Source organism: Bradyrhizobium sp. USDA 4341, from assembly GCF_054063755.1.
Window position 1 is genome coordinate 4,874,433 of record NZ_JBSSGO010000002.1, and the last position, 15,372, is coordinate 4,889,804.

The 15,372-nt window shown below is 64.4% G+C and carries 13 protein-coding genes and 1 tRNA gene; 5 read left to right on the forward strand and 9 right to left on the reverse strand.

The features are described 5' to 3' along the window. Positions 1-173: 173 nt before the first annotated feature. A complete protein-coding gene (locus tag ACVIGB_RS29140; protein ID WP_456720054.1) occupies positions 174-2,009 on the forward strand; it encodes a di-heme-cytochrome C peroxidase in 1,836 nt (611 codons plus the stop codon). A 15-nt stretch (positions 2,010-2,024) separates the two neighbouring features. Here ACVIGB_RS29140 and ACVIGB_RS29145 read toward each other — a convergent pair whose 3' ends face one another. The 3 genes from ACVIGB_RS29145 to ACVIGB_RS29155 all read right to left on the reverse strand — a co-directional run bounded on the left by ACVIGB_RS29145 (position 2,025) and on the right by ACVIGB_RS29155 (position 6,338). Then, positions 2,025-3,497 carry an FAD-binding oxidoreductase gene (locus ACVIGB_RS29145; protein ID WP_456720053.1) on the reverse strand — a complete coding sequence of 491 codons (1,473 nt, stop codon included), beginning with the start codon at positions 3,495-3,497 and terminating at the stop codon, positions 2,025-2,027. Positions 3,498-3,506: 9 nt separating this feature from the next. Next, positions 3,507-4,595, reverse strand: a complete 1,089-nt coding sequence (locus ACVIGB_RS29150) for an FAD-dependent oxidoreductase (protein ID WP_171947889.1) — start codon at positions 4,593-4,595, stop codon at positions 3,507-3,509. A 198-nt stretch (positions 4,596-4,793) separates the two neighbouring features. Further along, entirely contained in the window at positions 4,794-6,338 is a 1,545-nt protein-coding gene (locus ACVIGB_RS29155; protein WP_456720052.1) for an aspartate ammonia-lyase, read from the reverse strand. A 321-nt stretch (positions 6,339-6,659) separates the two neighbouring features. On the opposite strand from ACVIGB_RS29155, the gene ACVIGB_RS29160 reads away from it, so the two are divergent. Next, positions 6,660-7,373, forward strand: coding sequence for a hypothetical protein (locus ACVIGB_RS29160; RefSeq protein ID WP_342725085.1), 714 nt, complete (start codon positions 6,660-6,662; stop codon positions 7,371-7,373). Between the two features lie 557 nt (positions 7,374-7,930). Here the strand turns inward: ACVIGB_RS29160 and ACVIGB_RS29165 are convergent. From ACVIGB_RS29165 to ACVIGB_RS29175, 3 genes are all read right to left on the reverse strand, one after another. Next, positions 7,931-8,704 carry a tetratricopeptide repeat protein gene (locus ACVIGB_RS29165; RefSeq protein WP_456725052.1) on the reverse strand — a complete coding sequence of 258 codons (774 nt, stop codon included), beginning with the start codon at positions 8,702-8,704 and terminating at the stop codon, positions 7,931-7,933. Between the two features lie 281 nt (positions 8,705-8,985). After that, positions 8,986-9,062 (reverse strand) — tRNA-Arg (locus ACVIGB_RS29170). Between the two features lie 116 nt (positions 9,063-9,178). After that, positions 9,179-10,684, reverse strand: a complete 1,506-nt coding sequence (locus ACVIGB_RS29175; RefSeq protein WP_456720051.1) for a flavin-containing monooxygenase — start codon at positions 10,682-10,684, stop codon at positions 9,179-9,181. An 85-nt stretch (positions 10,685-10,769) separates the two neighbouring features. On the opposite strand from ACVIGB_RS29175, the gene ACVIGB_RS29180 reads away from it, so the two are divergent. The 3 genes from ACVIGB_RS29180 (at position 10,770) to ACVIGB_RS29190 (ending at position 13,601) form a co-directional block, all read left to right on the forward strand. Beyond that, entirely contained in the window at positions 10,770-11,420 is a 651-nt protein-coding gene (locus ACVIGB_RS29180) for a TetR/AcrR family transcriptional regulator (RefSeq protein WP_456720050.1), read from the forward strand. 195 nt (positions 11,421-11,615) lie between these two features. After that, positions 11,616-12,713: a helix-turn-helix transcriptional regulator gene (locus tag ACVIGB_RS29185; RefSeq protein WP_456720049.1), complete on the forward strand. Its 1,098-nt coding sequence runs from the start codon at positions 11,616-11,618 to the stop codon at positions 12,711-12,713. A gap of 216 nt (positions 12,714-12,929) precedes the next feature. Then, positions 12,930-13,601, forward strand: a complete 672-nt coding sequence (locus tag ACVIGB_RS29190) for a hypothetical protein (RefSeq protein WP_456725051.1) — start codon at positions 12,930-12,932, stop codon at positions 13,599-13,601. Positions 13,602-13,612: 11 nt separating this feature from the next. On the opposite strand, the gene ACVIGB_RS29195 is transcribed toward ACVIGB_RS29190, so the two are convergent. Genes ACVIGB_RS29195 through ACVIGB_RS29205 form a run of 3 tightly spaced genes read right to left on the reverse strand, consistent with a single transcriptional unit; the run spans position 13,613 to position 15,322 of the window. Next, the gene (locus ACVIGB_RS29195; protein WP_456720048.1) at positions 13,613-14,035 is read right to left on the reverse strand and encodes a CAP domain-containing protein; all 423 of its coding nucleotides are present in this window, start codon (positions 14,033-14,035) and stop codon (positions 13,613-13,615) included. Positions 14,036-14,057: 22 nt separating this feature from the next. Beyond that, positions 14,058-14,258, reverse strand: coding sequence for a hypothetical protein (locus ACVIGB_RS29200; protein ID WP_092119930.1), 201 nt, complete (start codon positions 14,256-14,258; stop codon positions 14,058-14,060). 56 nt (positions 14,259-14,314) lie between these two features. Continuing rightward, the gene (locus tag ACVIGB_RS29205; RefSeq protein ID WP_456720047.1) at positions 14,315-15,322 is read right to left on the reverse strand and encodes a 2-dehydropantoate 2-reductase; all 1,008 of its coding nucleotides are present in this window, start codon (positions 15,320-15,322) and stop codon (positions 14,315-14,317) included. Positions 15,323-15,372: the final 50 nt, after the last annotated feature.

Here is a 15,372-nt window from a genome sequence, read left to right on the forward strand (position 1 = left end):
GCCAACCAACATTTCTTTTGCAACATTTCCTTTGCAACATTTCCGTTGGTAGACCCAGCGCCGCTACTGTAGGATGGCGCACAGCGCATCACACGCTTAACGCGAACCTGTTTCGGCGATTTTTAATATCTCATCAATATGACGCGCGGGTACCGCGAATTGGGGGATGGGGCATGCCTCGCAAGACGATCTTCTTCATCGGGCTGCTGATTGTCGCCGGTGTCCTCTACCTCAAGGACGATATCGAGACGGTGGCGAGCGGCTTCCGCGTCAAGGTCGTCGACTACCAGCCGCCGGCAAAGACGGTGTGGCTGGATCAGAATGTCAGCGCCGAACGGCTGCGCTGGTTCTACCACGCCGACCAGGGCACGCGGACTTTCGGCATTCCCCTTGAGTGGTTCATGGCGCTGGAGCAGCCGACGGTCTGGCCGCTGCTCACAGCGGCACCGCGGCTCAGCGAGACCAATTATCTCGGCCGCTTCGGCTTTATTCCCGACATCGTGATCCCGGGTAGCCCCGATGCACTGCCGATCGGCTTTGCGCCGAGCGGCGCGATGGCCGACGCCAACGGCGCGCCCTGGCGCAACCCGCATAGCAAGGCCGACATGAACGGGGTCGGGCTGACCTGCTCCGCCTGCCACACCGGAAGCTTCAGCTACCGCGGCACGGAGATCGTGATCGACGGCGGGCCCGCCAACACCAATTTGTTCGAATTCCAGAAGAGCGTCGGCGTCTCGCTGCTGTTGACGCGGTTCTGGCCGGGCCGCTTCTCGCGCTTCGCCGACGAGATCCTCGGCAAGGATGCCAGCCTCGACGAGCGCATGGCGCTGCGCGGCCAGCTCGATCTCGTGCTGAAGCAATACGCCAACATCAATTCATTGGAGACCAAGGTCGCCGCCAACAGCGTCGAAGAAGGCTATGCACGGCTCGACGCGCTGAACCGGATCGGCAACCAGGTGTTCTCGATCGACCTGAACAATCCGAACAATTACGCCGCGCATTCGGCGCCGGTGCATTTCCCGCGGATCTGGAACGCGCCGTGGTTCAGCTGGGTGCAGTATGACGGCTCGATCATGCAGCCGATGGTGCGCAATGCCGGCGAGGCGCTCGGCGTCAGCGCCGAGCTCAATCTGCTCGACGAGTCCAGGGGCCTGTTCAAATCCAGCGCGCGGATCGACGTGCTGCACGAGATGGAGCGGATGATCGCCGGCGAGCCGCCCAGCGAGGACAAGGGCTTTGGCGGCCTGGCCTCACCGAAATGGCCGGAGAATATCCTGGGGCAGATCAACATGGATATCGCCAAGAAGGGCGGCGAGCTCTACAAGACGCATTGTCAGGGCTGCCATGGCCCGGCGATCGACAGCAAGGCGCTGCCTGCCAGCGAAGCCTTTGCGCTGTTCAAGGACAAGAAGCGCTGGATCAAGAACGACGCCGGCCAGCCGCTGCTCGACGTCGAGATGATTCCGATCAGCCATATCGGCACCGACAGCGCGCAGGCCGAAGGCCTTGCGAGCCGCACCGTCGAGACGCCCGCCAATCTGAACATCAAGGACGGTGGTTTCGGACCGGCGCTCGGCGAACTGGTCGAGAAGACCGTCGACTACTGGTACGACCAGAACAAGACCCCGCCGGAGAACCGCAAGCGCATCAACGGCTACCGGCCGAACGAGATCCAGGCGCCGCTCGCCTACAAGGTCCGGCCGCTCAACGGCATCTGGGCGACCCCGCCCTATCTGCACAACGGATCGGTGCCGTCCATCTACGCGCTGCTGTCGCCGGTGAAGGATCGTCCCTCGACCTTCTATCTCGGCAACCGGGAGTATGACCCCAAGGATCTCGGCCATGTCTGGAAGGACAACATCAAGAACGCCTTCGTGCTCGACACCAGCAAACGCGGCAACAGCAATTCCGGGCACGAATTCTCGAACGAGAAGCGCGTCGGCGTGATCGGGCCGGAGTTGAAGGAAGACGAGCGCCGCTCCTTGATCGAGTTCATCAAGACGCTTTGAGCTTCGGCCTGCTCCTCATGCCGTCGGGACGCTGAGCGGCACGCTTTGGGCGTGGTGAAACAAATCATCGGGATCGTATTGCTGCTTCACCGCAACCAGGCGGGCGAGGTTGTCGCCCCAATAGGCTGACGCATAGTCGTCGAGGTCGAGGTCGCAATAATTGACGTAGGACGCGCCCGGCATGAAAGGGCGCATCGCCGCATAGACCCTTGCGACGTCAGCGAGATGCGCCGCGGTGTCGGCGGATCGGCTCCAGCTCGAGAAATACTGGATACAGTACTGCGTGCCGGCGCGGCGCGGGAATGCGGCGGCGTCGGCGGCAACATCGGCGATCCGACCGCCATAGGAATCGCACAGCAGCACGATGCCGCCCGACACGATCGGCGCGACCGCCGCCATCATGGCTTCGATGCCGTCGGAGGCGAGCGGCGTCAGCACATAGTCCGACTTCGCCTTCATCAGTACCGACTCGTAGGCAAGCGGTCCGGCAAAGTGCTTGACCGCATCGAGGAAGGCGAGCGATTGCACCGACAGCGCCGATGACGGCGGCCGCACCGCCGTCAATCGCCGGAGTTCGCTGCGCAGCTCGCTCTCGCTGCCGACCGACTGGCCAATGCAGCGCATCGTGATCAGGCCGTGGCCGGCCGGGCCGACCTTCATGATCGAGGTGATGTTCGACGGCGCATTCGGCGCCCAGTCCTGCCAGGCGGCGAACAACTGCGCGGCGTGGGCCTGCGACAGTTTCCAGGAGACACCGAACACCCGCGTCGTCTTCAAGGGAAACACCTCGATCCTGAACTCGGTCGCGATGCCGAAGCTGCCACCACCGCCGCCGCGGCAGGCCCACCAGAGGTCCGGCTCCGATGTCGCATTGGCCTGCAGCACACGCGCCTGAGTGTCGACGACATTCGCCTGCAGCAGGCCGTCGCAGGTCAGTCCATGCGAGCGCGCGAGCAGGCCGTGGCCGCCGCCGGTGAGATGGCCGGAGATGCCGACGGTTGGGCAACTCCCTGCCTGCAGTGCGAGGCCCTGGGCGGCCAACGCGGAATAGAGCTCGTACAGCGATACGCCGGAGCCTGCCGTGACGAGGTTCGAGGCCTTGTCGACGACAATCTGCTTCAATCCGCGCACGTCGATCGCAACCCCGGACGATTGCGACAGGCCTTCATAGGAATGCCCGCCGCAGCGAACGGCGAAGCTCAATCCGTTGCTGCGCACCCAGTCGACCATCACGGCAACCGCGTGCTCGGTCTTGCAGACCGCACGCAGCGCCGGCGCCAATTGCTTGCGCTTGCTCGCGGCAGGCAGGTAATCCGCATAGTGCGCGTCCTGCGGCCGCAGGAACTCAACGTCGGTCGCCGGCAGGTTCGGCAATGGCGGCAGCGGTGCCACGGCCTCCTCCGCCGGCGGCGCGGCGATCTCGGCGTCGGCGGCGGGAACCGGCGCATCGGAAGGCAAGAACTCGCCGACGCGAAGCGGATGTTCCATGGCGAACCCTCAGACCTCGGGAATTGCCGGGTTGACGATCGGCGCGTGGACGGGGTTGTGGATATGGATGTCGGGCAGCGGCTTCGCCGGTGCCTTGCCGAACAGCGAGGCGATGTGATCGACGAGGCCCTGGCATACCGCCTTGTCCGGGGTCTCGTTGTTGACGCCGGGCTCGAAGGTGCCGCCGATCACGACGTGGTCGCTGCGCGGGAACAGGTAGCCGTTCTGGCCGTAGAGATATTGCAGCGCCGGCTGCGGCCGCAACAGCGCAAGCTGTCCCTTGATCGGCATCATTTTGGTGTCGCTCCACAGCGTCATCGATCCGAGCCCGGTGCAGTTGACGATGATCGGCTGCGGCACGCTGGCCAGGATATCCGAACGGTTGACGAACCGCTTCGACACGAAGCTGACGCCGCGCTGGTCGAGGTCAGCCTTCAGCCTGGCGAGCAGGACCGGCGGCTCAATCAGCAGGGTCTGGTAGACGAAGCCGGGCTTGGTGTGGTGCGCGAACGGCAAGCGCTGCAGCGGCTGCCGCGGCGGGATCAGGCCGGGCGCAAGTTGCAGCACGATGTCGAGATTGTGCGCGCGCGTCGCGGTGTAGTTCGGCCGCTCGAACACGCCGAACCCCTGCCCGATCCGATCCTTGAACGCACGATAGGCGCTCTTGATGATGTCGGTGAGCTCGCGCTCCTTGCCGGCGAATTCCACCACCGAGACGGCCCACTGGCCGCCGGCCTTGGCGGAGGTGGTCTCGAGCGGCACGCGATCGGAATAGACCGTGACCTTGAGCCCGAGATCGAGCAGCAATGTCGCGGCGGTCAGACCCATCACGCCGGCGCCGAGCACGGCGGCTTCGGTGACCCCACGGCTTGCGGCCAGATGATCCCTGACGATGTCGCGGACCTTCGCGGCGCAGCCAAAACTCAGCGTGATGCCGGCGCCGCCATGCCCGTAATTGTGCACGATGAAGCTCTGCGAGATGGTTTCGGCATCGAGCCGGTACGATCCGTTGCGATAAGGCCGCACGCCGGCAATGCAGGCGCCGGGCTGATCGGGATCGAAGGCAAAATCTGGCGTCGGCAGGTTCGGCGTGGCCATGGCAACCTCGCATTCCCTGTGCCGCGAGCGCGGTACATCAATTATCTAAAGTTGCTTCATCGTATCATACATCTCCGATGGACGTGTGATCGGCTTCACAAAAGCGCCATCACGGACGCGCGTCGGCATGCGGCCGGCAGGTCCGTCCTGCAAGGGTCAAAATGGATGTTCGTCGGGCGGGATCCGTAACGCTTGCGCTCAACTGTCCTTCAACTTGGGCACGGGCTGACGGCGCGCCGGGCGGGTCATGGCTTCGAGCTCGAGCAGCTGGTTGAGTTGATCCTCGGTCAGGAGCTTTTCCTCCAGCACGATGTCGGCGACCGAGCGGTTCTCCTTAAGCGCGCGGCGCGCCACGCGCGATGAGGCCTCATAGCCGAGCGCCGGCGCCAGCGCCGTGATCAGGCCGATCGAGCCCTGCACCAGGCTGCGGCAACGCTCGCGGTCGGCCTCGATGCCATCGACGCAGCGCTTGGTCAGCGTATCGATCGCCGCCGTCAGCATGCGCAGCGAGCTCAACACGCAATAGCCGATGGTCGGCTCAAAGGCATTGAGCTGGAGCTGGCCGCCCTCGGCGCACATCGTCACCGTGAGATCGTGCCCGATCACGAGGAAGGCGACCTGGTTGACCACCTCCGGAATCACCGGGTTGACCTTGCCGGGCATGATCGACGAGCCGGCCTGCACCGCAGGCAGCCTGATCTCGCCGATGCCGGTCCGCGGCCCCGACGACAGCAGGCGGAGGTCGTTGCAAATCTTCGACACCTTCACCGCGACGCGTTTCAGCACGCCGGAGAACAGCACGAAAGCGCCGAGGTCGGAGGTTGCCTCGATCAGGTTCGAAGCCAGCACCATGGGCTGGCCCGACAGCCGCGACAGCTCCTCGACCGCAAGCGCCGCATAGCGCGGATCGGCATTGATGCCGGTGCCGATCGCGGTGGCGCCGAGATTGACCTCGCGGAACAGGCTCGAAATCTCGTTCAATCGGGCGACGTCCTCCTTCACGGTGGCGTGGAAGGCGTCGAACTCCTGGCCGAGTGTCATCGGCACCGCATCCTGAAGCTGGGTGCGGCCCATCTTCAGGACATCGGCGAACTCCACCGCCTTGCCCTTGAAGGCATAGGCGAGGTCATCGAGCGCGCGCACCAGCGGCTGGGTGGCAAAGATCACCGCGAGCCGCAGCGCGGTCGGATAGGCGTCGTTGGTCGACTGCGCCATGTTGACGTCGTCGTTCGGATGCAGCGTGTGATAATCGCCGGGCTTCTTGCCCATCAACTTTAGGGCGACGTTGGCGATCACCTCGTTGGCGTTCATGTTGGTCGAGGTCCCGGCGCCGCCCTGGATCGCATCGACGACGAAGGACTCGGCGTAGACCTTGTCGGTCGCGATCCGGGTGCATGCCTTGTCGATCGCATCGGCCTTTTCCGGCGAGAGATAACCCAGGCGCTTGTTGGCGCGGGCGGCCGCTTGCTTCACCAGCGCCAGCGCGCGGACGAATTCCGGGAAATGGCCGACCGGCACGCCGGTGATCGGAAAGTTCACCACCGCGCGCTTGGTGTGGATGCCCCACAGCGCATTGGCCGGCACATCGTCCTCGCCGAGCAGATCGTGCTCGGTGCGGGACTGCGCCTGCTCGATCGGCACGGTGCGGACGGTAGCGATCGCGAGCTCGCTGACGCCGCCGCTGTCGCCGGAGGGTGGCGCGGCGCCTGCAGTGTTGGCGGTCTCAACCTTCGATTCGGCCATCAGTCCCTCCGTTACCTGCTGCAAGTCTCGTCGTCAGCGACACCAGCCATGATGCGCCCGACAGGTATCGAAAGCCAATGCCTATCGGCAAAGTCTTGCACACCGGCGAACGGAAAGACGCGTCAAAACGGGATCGGCATGCGTGCCGCACGGGGAATTGAGGGCTTACCTTATCCGTCATGATAACAACAACTTATAGCTCTACACCGCGGCACGTCCTGCGCGAGTTGCGGCTGCTTTCTCCGCCCTGTCATCGCGTGCTAGATCAGCATCGACTGGCGCAAGGGCGCTGCCGACACTGAACGAACCAAGGGCCAAACCGTGTCCAACAACAACGAAGCGTTAGCCATCAAATTCCGCTGCCCAGCGGAGCTCGAGGGCAAGATTCCACCGCCGGTGCCTGCGTCATTGGGTCTTCCCGGATGGCTCAAGGCGATGCCGACGCAGGCCTTCAATGCGATGAGCAACCGCGAGGAGGATACCGTCAAGCGTTGCCCGCCATTCATCGATGCGATGACATCGGGTTTCCTGATGCCGCTGATCTGCGATCTCAAGATCGAGAATGGCGAGATGACATGGGACAACGACCTTCCGTCCGGAGGCGTGCTCGAATTCCCGCGCTCGCCGGTCGGATTCCACGACGAAAGCCAGGTGATCGGCTCACCGCTGTTCGAGCAGGACCGCTTCGTGATCAAGTTCGTCAATCTGTGGACCATCGAGGCGCCGGCGGGCTACTCGCTGTTCTTCACGCATCCGGTCAATCGGTTCGACCTGCCGTTCACCACACTGACCGGCATGGTCGATTGCGATCAGTTTCACGACAGCTGGATTCATTTCCCGGCGCGCTGGCACGACACCAATTTCAGCGGCACCCTGCCCAAGGGCACGCCGGTTGCGCAATGCTTCCCGGTGAAGCGCGAAAACTGGGTCGCGCAGACCGCGGCGATGACGCCGGATGAAACATCGCGCGCACAGGAACTGTCCAACAGGATGGCCCGCGAGCCCGGACTCTATCGCCGCCAGTTTCGGACGTAGAGCGAGCGCAAGAGACCAAGTTGCGGCCTCCTGCGTCATTGCGAGCCACCCGGTCGGAGGCTCGGCATCCACCGCCGTCGTCCTGGCGAAAGCCAGGACCCATAACCACCGCATGTAGTTGTGACCTGGATCGCGGCCCCAGCGTCGCGCAAGAATTGACTCTTGGGGTAATGGGTCCTGGCTTTCGCCAGGACGACACCAAATATGTGGCGCGATCCTGAGCAAGTTCGGTGTCATCACCCGCGCAAGCGGGTGATCCAGTATTCCAGAGGCGGAGCCGCTTGATCGAGAAGCCGCGGCGTACTGGATCGCCTGCTTTCTGCGGGGCAATGACACCGGAGTGAAGACGCAATTCTCTTCCCACGCGTCGTCCCTGCGAAAGCAGGGACCCATACTCCGCGGCCCGAATTGTGAACGGGACTCGTCATTCCACGATCGCACAACAATGACTAGCTGTGGTTATCGGTCCCTGCTTTCGCAGGGACGACACCGAGTGTGTTGCGCCGCTTGTGAATCATACACCCACAGTCTCGCGACATGATTTGCCCGAGGTTTGCCTAGCTCAGAAATTTCGCAACCGCGCTGGGACGGAAGAAGAAGCGGCCATGCGATGCCATGGCCAGCGCGGACGTCGTGCGGCCGATCATTTGCGGCCGGCCGCGCAACGCCAGGCGCAGATTGGCTTCGCCGGCAGCGCGGTCGCCCATTTCCAGAAGACAGGCGGAGAAGCTGGTACGCGTCAGGGGATCGTCGGGGCGCTGCGCCAGCACCTGACGGTAGAGATCCGCCGCAGCCGCGTATTCGCCATCGAGCAGCAGCACACGCGCGAGCGCGGCCAGAATATCGGGATGGCCCGGCGCCACCGTGCGCAGCTTCTCCAGAATCTCGCGCGCGCGGCCGCGCTCATTGCGATGGGGCAGGATCTGCGCGAGCAAGAGCTGCAATTCGAGGCTCGCGGGCGCGAGTGCAAGCGCGCTATCGATGACGGCAACCGCCTCGTCGAAGCGGCCGGCCGCGGCCAATTGCCCTGCCAATTCCTGAAATGCGGGAATGAACGGCGGCCGCCGCGCGGTGGTTCGCCGCAACAGTTCGATCGCCTCGCTGCGGCGACCGGCGCCGCCGAGTGCCGCGCCGAGCAGGGTTTCGAGGCCGGCATCCTCGACGCGGCGCGTGGCGCGCTCGAGCGGCGCGATCGCCTCCTCGTTGCGCCTCTGGGCCATCAGCGCCCGTGCCAGGATCGAGGCCGCGCCGACGTCGGTCCGGTTTGCCTTCAACACCTCCGCCGCCAGCCGCTCGGCTTCGACGACCTGCCCCATCTGCAACGCGAACATGGCGCGTTGCAGAGCCGGGGGTGGGCTGGGCCCGCGATGGGAAGGAGGCGGAGGTTTCGGCATGCGGCCCGTCATGAGATGGTTTTCCCAGCCGTTATCACTGCCGCCGACGGAGCTCCAGCGAAAGTCGCCGCCGGGCGGCACACGCTTGCGACATTGCAGTGCTGCGCCGACCGCAACTCCGCCGGCCATGGTCCGCAATCTCGGAATCAGCCATCGATTGGCGCAAGGAAGCTCCGAACAGATAGGATGCCGATCTGCGGAGCGGGCCAGGCGGAAAATGGCGATCCCGGGAAGACTCGAACTTCCGACCTACGGTTTAGGAAACCGTCGCTCTATCCGGCTGAGCTACGGGACCGCACCGCCCGCAGCGAAGCATGCGGGCGTCGCCCTCCCATAGCAGAGCCGCCGCCTGATCGCCAGCCCGCGCCGCATCGGGCGCACGCGAGATTGCGCGCGCCTTACGTGTCGTCGTTATGCCACCTGCCGGGCCGGATTCGCGGCGGCATTCGCCGCGCCGGCCCGGCGCGCCGGCAGAAACTCGATCGCCTCATCCTTCAGCGAGCCGAAACGCAGCGTCATGATATCGAGCGCATAGTTCTGGTAGAGCCGCCACGGCCGGCGCGAGCCCTGTTTTGGGAACCTGGCGGCGGCGCGCTGGATGTAGCCCGAGGAGAAATCCACCCAGGGCAGCTCGGTCACGGTCGGATCGTTCCGCCGCGGCGTCACTTGTGCGTAGCCATGCGCCTTCATGTGGTTGAGCATGCGGCAGACATATTCGCAGGTGAGGTCGCATTTCAGCGTCCAGGACGCGTTGGTGTAGCCGAACGCCGCGGCAAGGTTCGGCACGCCCGAATACATCAGCCCCTTGTAGTTCATGGTCTTCGACAGATCGACGGGCACGCCGTCGACCTTGATCTCGAGCCCGCCGAGCACCTGCAGATCGAGGCCGGTCGCGGTCACCACGACGTCAGCGTCGAGCACATTGCCGCTCTTGAGCTTGATGCCGCCGGGCGTGAAGGTCTCGATCTGGTCGGTCACAACGGACGAGCCGCCGCTGCGCAGCGATTGAAAGAGATCGCCGTTCGGCACCAGGCAAAGCCGCTGGTCCCACGGATTGTAGCTCGGCGTGAAATGGGTGGCGACGTCGTAATCGGGGCCGAGCGCGTGGCGGACGCCGCCGAGGATCAGCTTCTTCATGCGCTCCGGATCGCGCTTGCAGAGCCGGTAGAAATACATGCCGAACAGCACGTTCTTCCAGCGCGTGAGGCCGTAAGCGAGTTTTGCCGGCAGTCGCGCCCGCAGCCAGTTGGCGACCTTGTCCTCGTCGGGCCGCGCGACGACATAGGTCGGCGAACGCTGCAGCATCGTGACATGAGCTGCGGTCTTGGCCATTTCCGGCACCAGCGTCACCGCGGTCGCGCCGCTGCCGATCACCACCACGTTCTTGCCGGCATAGTCGATGTCATCGGTCCACTTCTGCGGATGGACGACGCGGCCGGCGAAATCGGCGATGCCGGGGAAGTCAGGCGTGTAGCCGTGCTCATACTTGTAGTAGCCGCTGCACATGAACAGGAAGCTGCAGGTGAGACGCTCGATCGTCTTCTCCGGCCCGCGCTCGACTTCGACCGTCCATTGCGAGTCGGCCGATGACCAGTCGGCGCGCACGACGCGGTGATTGAAGCGAATATTCTTGTCGATGCCGTACATGCGCGCGGTCTCGCGCACATAATTGAGGATCGACGGGCCATCGGCGATCGCCTTCGGCTCGGTCCAGGGCCGGAACGAATAGCCGAGCGTGTACATGTCGGAGTCGGAGCGGATGCCGGGATAGCGAAACAGGTCCCAGGTCCCGCCGATGCAATCGCGGCCTTCGAGAATGGCGTAGCTGCGGTCCGGGCAATTGGTCTGCAGATGATAGCCGGCACCGATGCCCGACAGCCCGGCACCCACGATCAACACGTCGAAATGAGCAGACATGCCCTGACCCTCCCGCGGCAGAATTGACAATCCGTATTGTCAGATAACTTGACATCTGACAACGGCGCGTGTCAATACACTTTTCATGGCAAGCAGCCGGAAAGCCCGCCTCTATGGCGGTATGGACGCCGAGGAACGCCGCGCCGAGCGGCGGCTGAAGCTGATCGACGCGGCGATCGAGGTCTATGGCGAGGTCGGCTATCGCGGCGCCACCGTGAAGGCGATCTGCGAGGCGGCCGAGCTCACCGAACGCTATTTCTACGAATCCTTTTCCAACAGCGAAGCCCTGCTGATCGCCGCCTACAACCATGTCGTCGGCCACCTCCACGAGGAGATGACGGCTGCCGCGGCGGCCGCCGGCGGCGATGCCGAGATGAGGCTGCGCGCCGCGCTGACGCTGTATTTCACGCGTTTGAAGGAGCATCCGAAGCCCGCGCGGGTGTTCCTGCTCGAGATTTCCGGCATCAGTCCGGCAGTCGATGCCGTCAAGCTCGACGCCCTGCGCGTCTTCAGCGACATCCTGGTGCCGCCGACGCCTGATCCCCAACACGGCGACAAGGCCGCCGCTGCCACGCTGCTCTCGATCGGCATGGTCGGCGCGGTCATCTCGATCGCGCTGCGCTGGGTCTCGAAGCAATATCCGCAAGCCGTCGAGGACGTCGTCGCGATCGCCGCCAGCTTCTGCCGCGTGGCGCTGACCGAGGCCGATCGCCGCCGGGATCTGCATTTGCTGTAGCGTTGGGCTCGCGCCACTCGCCGATTTTCGATCATGTTTCGCCAGGGTTTGCGGGCCCGGCCCTCGGCCGCGCCGCTGATTTAACTTGCATATCTGGCGGTCCGGGCTTTCTTATGCACGGTAGCGGGAGCAAACAGGTCCGGCCTGTTTCGTCCTGTGAAACAACAACAATCTGCATCAGGCGGAGCTGAGCCTTTGGTCGACGTGCACAGGCTGGACGACGTGACCGCGCGCCTTGGCGACGTGGTTCTCGATCCCGCGACCTGGCCGTCCTTCATGGACGAGGTCTGCGCGGCCGTCGGCGCGACCGGGGCTGCGATGCTTCAGAGCGATATCCGCACCGAAGACATTCCGCGCACGCAATCGATCACCGACTATTTCACCAAGACCTACTTCCCGCAGAATTTTCATCTCACCGACATTCGCGCGGCACGCGGCGTGCCGCTGATGCTCGCCGGCACCAACGTCATCACCGACGCCGACCTGTTCGGCGGCGAAACCGAGATGCTGCGCGATCCACTCTACGCCACACTTGGACAGTTCGGGCTGAAGTGGTTCGCGGGGATCGGCTTCCGCGCCGGCCCGGCATTGTGGGCACTCAGCATCCAGCGCTCACCGAAGGAAGGCATGTTCGACGCCGACGAGGTCAAGGCGCTCTCGAGAATGTCGGCGCGGCTGACCGAAGCCGCGACGCTGTCCACTATCGTCGGCCGCTCCGCAATCTCGGGCATCACCAGTGCGCTCGACCTGATCCAGGTCGCGGCGATTGCCGTCGGCCGCTTCGGCGCCGTCATCGGCATGAACGGCCAGGCGGAAGCCTGCCTCGGCCATGAACTTGCGATCCGCAACAACCGCCTCACCCTGCTCGACCGGCAGGCCAATACCGATCTGACCAGGCTGATCGATCTGCTGGCCCACAGCTCGGACCTGCATCCGCTCCCGACATCGCCGATCGTGGTGCGCAGGATCGACAAGCGGCCGATCGTGATCCAGATGCAGCCGGTGCCTCCCGCCGCACGCTCACCGTTCCTGGGCGCGCGCGCGATCCTGTTGATCCGCGATCTCGAGGGCAACGCCGCATTCGATCAGGCGCTGCTGGCGGCGGCGTTCGAGCTGACGCCGGCGCAGGCGCGCCTCGCCACGCGACTTGCACGCGGCGATTCGATCGAAGCGGCCGCACAGGAAGCCGGCATTGCCCTTGCCACCGCGCGCAATCAGCTCAAGACGATTTTCCAGAAGACCGGCACGCATCGGCAGGCGGAACTCGTCGCATTGCTGCATAGAGTGAAATGAACTATTCGAGGCGAATTGTTCCAATTTCCGCCGCGCCGTTACGGTAAGAATTCTTGATACATAGCAATTGCGTACAGCGATTACTCGATCAGGCCAAACGGCTGATCTGCGACTTAAATGATCAGGGAAATCGTCCGGTTCCGGGGTGACAACCGTCACTAAAATGGCGACAATCTGGTCACTCTGTGTCGTTCGGATTTGGTTGCAATGTCCGTGATGCCGTCACGATCATCGACGTTGGCTGTTGCCACTTTTGTCGCCGCGTTCGCGCTGGCGCCGACGACCGCGCACGCGCAATGGTGGCGCAGCGCGCCGAAGGATTTTGAGGATTGCGCCGACCTCGCCGAGAAGGCGAAGTCCAGGGAAGACAAGACCGCGCAACTCGCCGACTGCAATGCCAAGTTTGCCGGACGCCGCAAGCCCGGCGGCGGCTACACCTATTACGACTTCATGCAGGACCGCAGCTTCGACATCGCCGGCCCCAATCCGACGCCGGACGAGCAGAGAAAGATCGACCAGGAATATACCGGCTATCTCGAGAAGGAGCGCCGCTCGAGCATCGTCGCGGCGTTCAATGCCAAGCAGCTCGAGCGGCAGGAAAAGCAGCAGGTGCGGCCGCCGCAGCTTCAGCAGGCGTCACTGCACGACGAGCCGGTGCGCAACGAGCCAGTGCACAGCGAGCCGGCGAAAGTCCCGGTCCCGGTTGCAAGATCGATCAAGCCGCGGGTCGCTGCCGCCCCTCTTCCCAGGGTGCGGCCGCAGGCGGCGAATTGCGTGAAGGGTACGTTCTCCTGTGACTGGCCGCGGCTCTCCGACGGACTGAACGATCTGAAGAAGCTGTTCACGCCGGCATCGCCGCCGCCGACCAAGCTCGCGAAGCGAAACTGACCTTCACAGTTTCAGTCGGTAATCACCATCGCCCAGAACCGGCGGTACGGCGACTTCGGATTGTCGACGAAGGCCACGCCCACGCGCTTCGCGCCTGGCATCAAGAGATTCTCGCGATGCCCCGCCGAGTTCTCCCACTGCTTCAGCATCTCGGCGAAGGCGATGAAGCCGGCGCCGATATTTTCCGCGGCGCGCTGCTTCTTCAGCGGCGCGATGCGGGTGAAGAAGCTGCCGCCCGCGGAGTGGCTGACCGATCCGGTCGCCGACATCGCCTGCGCCTGCTTCAGCGCCATCGCATTCAGCTTCGCGTCGAGCTTCACCGCGGGCATATGATTGGCGCGCCGGTAAGCACTGATCGAATCGGCATAGTCGGCGGCGTCGGCAGCCGTCGTGATGCCGAGTACGACGGCGAGCGCGAGGAACAGCAGCTTCATCTGAGGTCTTCTCTGCAATGGATCAGTACGCGCGACCGCGCTTGTGGTGTCGATGCGTGACCGGTTTGCGCGCAGGCTCGGCCGATCGGCTCGACGCCGCCGCGCGCTGCTCCTGCAAACGCGCATCATAGCCCGGCGAAGGTGTCACGGTCGGCGGCGCCGCGCGCACCGGGCCGGTGCCAAGCGCAACAAGCGTGAGCAGCATGATGCAGGATCGTTTCACGATGTCACCTCCTCGGTTATCCGAATGCTATGCCAGACGATCGTCGGCGCTCACGGTCAGCGGCCATCGCGAATCTGCTCCGGTGTCAGCCCCGGCGAGCCCTTGCCGTCGGCCTCCGCCTTGCGGATCAATGCGATGACGCGGCGCGACAACGGAGCCGCTAGGCCGCGGCGATCCGCGATCGCGGTAATCACGCCCTGCAGATAGTCGATCTCAGTACGCCGGCCACGCTGCAGATCCTCCCACATCGAGGAGCGCGCTTCGGGATCGATCTTCATGGTACGGCCGAGCAGCATGTCGAACAGCGCGTCCGGCAGCCGCAACAATGCGGGCATCCAGCTCGAAGGCAGCGGCGTCGGCGACGCCGGCACAATCCCTTCGGCGCGAATCGCGGCCAAACCCTCGGCCATCTGGTCGGCGAACAGTCGTCGCCAGCCGCGCTGTGCGAGCTGCTGCCGCAGCGGAATGTTGGACAGCGCGTTGAGCGCGTTGTTGAGATTGACGATCAGCTTGCCCCACTGCACGCCGTCGATGTTGCCGGTGCCCTTCATCGCAAGACCCGGCACCGAGAGCCGCGCGGCGGTGCCGGCATCGTCCTGCGCGATCACGATGTCGCCCGAGGTCGAGCGATGGAAGCGGCCGTCGCCGAGCGCGACCACATTGAACGGCACCATGCCGCCGAGCACCTTGCGGGCCGGCAGGCGGTCGCGCAGCAGCGGCACATTGCCGACGCCATTCTGCAGGCTGATCACCGCGGCATCGGCGGCTGCGTGGCGCGAGATCAATTCGGCAATCTCGGCGGTATCGGCGCTCTTCACCGTCACCAGCACCGTCTGCACGTCGCGCAGGATCGACGGATCGTCGGACAGAATGAGCTGGTCCGCGGATACCGCCCGCTCCGAGCCGTCGAAACTGCTGACCCGCAAGCCGTTGCCCGCGATCTCATGGATCAACCGCGGCCGCGCCAGCAGCGCGACGCGACGGCCGGACGCAGCCAGCATGCCGCCGACGAAGCAACCGATGCTTCCGGCGCCCGCGATGCCGATCGGCCGGTCCGCGTTCATCTGGCTAAATGTCCGTTCATCAGGGCTCGATAGCAGACCTCGCTAGCAGA

What these genes read in the sequence shown, in the direction of transcription:
- ACVIGB_RS29190 (WP_456725051.1), top strand. Translation starts at nt 12,930, where the DNA reads ATGCCGTCACGATCATCGACGTTGGCTGTTGCCACTTTTGTCGCCGCG.
- ACVIGB_RS29175 (WP_456720051.1), bottom strand. Translation starts at nt 10,684, where the DNA reads ATGTCTGCTCATTTCGACGTGTTGATCGTGGGTGCCGGGCTGTCGGGC.
- ACVIGB_RS29180 (WP_456720050.1), top strand. Translation starts at nt 10,770, where the DNA reads ATGGCAAGCAGCCGGAAAGCCCGCCTCTATGGCGGTATGGACGCCGAG.
- ACVIGB_RS29155 (WP_456720052.1), bottom strand. Translation starts at nt 6,338, where the DNA reads ATGGCCGAATCGAAGGTTGAGACCGCCAACACTGCAGGCGCCGCGCCA.
- ACVIGB_RS29165 (WP_456725052.1), bottom strand. Translation starts at nt 8,704, where the DNA reads ATGTTCGCGTTGCAGATGGGGCAGGTCGTCGAAGCCGAGCGGCTGGCG.
- ACVIGB_RS29140 (WP_456720054.1), top strand. Translation starts at nt 174, where the DNA reads ATGCCTCGCAAGACGATCTTCTTCATCGGGCTGCTGATTGTCGCCGGT.
- ACVIGB_RS29205 (WP_456720047.1), bottom strand. Translation starts at nt 15,322, where the DNA reads ATGAACGCGGACCGGCCGATCGGCATCGCGGGCGCCGGAAGCATCGGT.
- ACVIGB_RS29145 (WP_456720053.1), bottom strand. Translation starts at nt 3,497, where the DNA reads ATGGAACATCCGCTTCGCGTCGGCGAGTTCTTGCCTTCCGATGCGCCG.
- ACVIGB_RS29195 (WP_456720048.1), bottom strand. Translation starts at nt 14,035, where the DNA reads ATGAAGCTGCTGTTCCTCGCGCTCGCCGTCGTACTCGGCATCACGACG.
- ACVIGB_RS29150 (WP_171947889.1), bottom strand. Translation starts at nt 4,595, where the DNA reads ATGGCCACGCCGAACCTGCCGACGCCAGATTTTGCCTTCGATCCCGAT.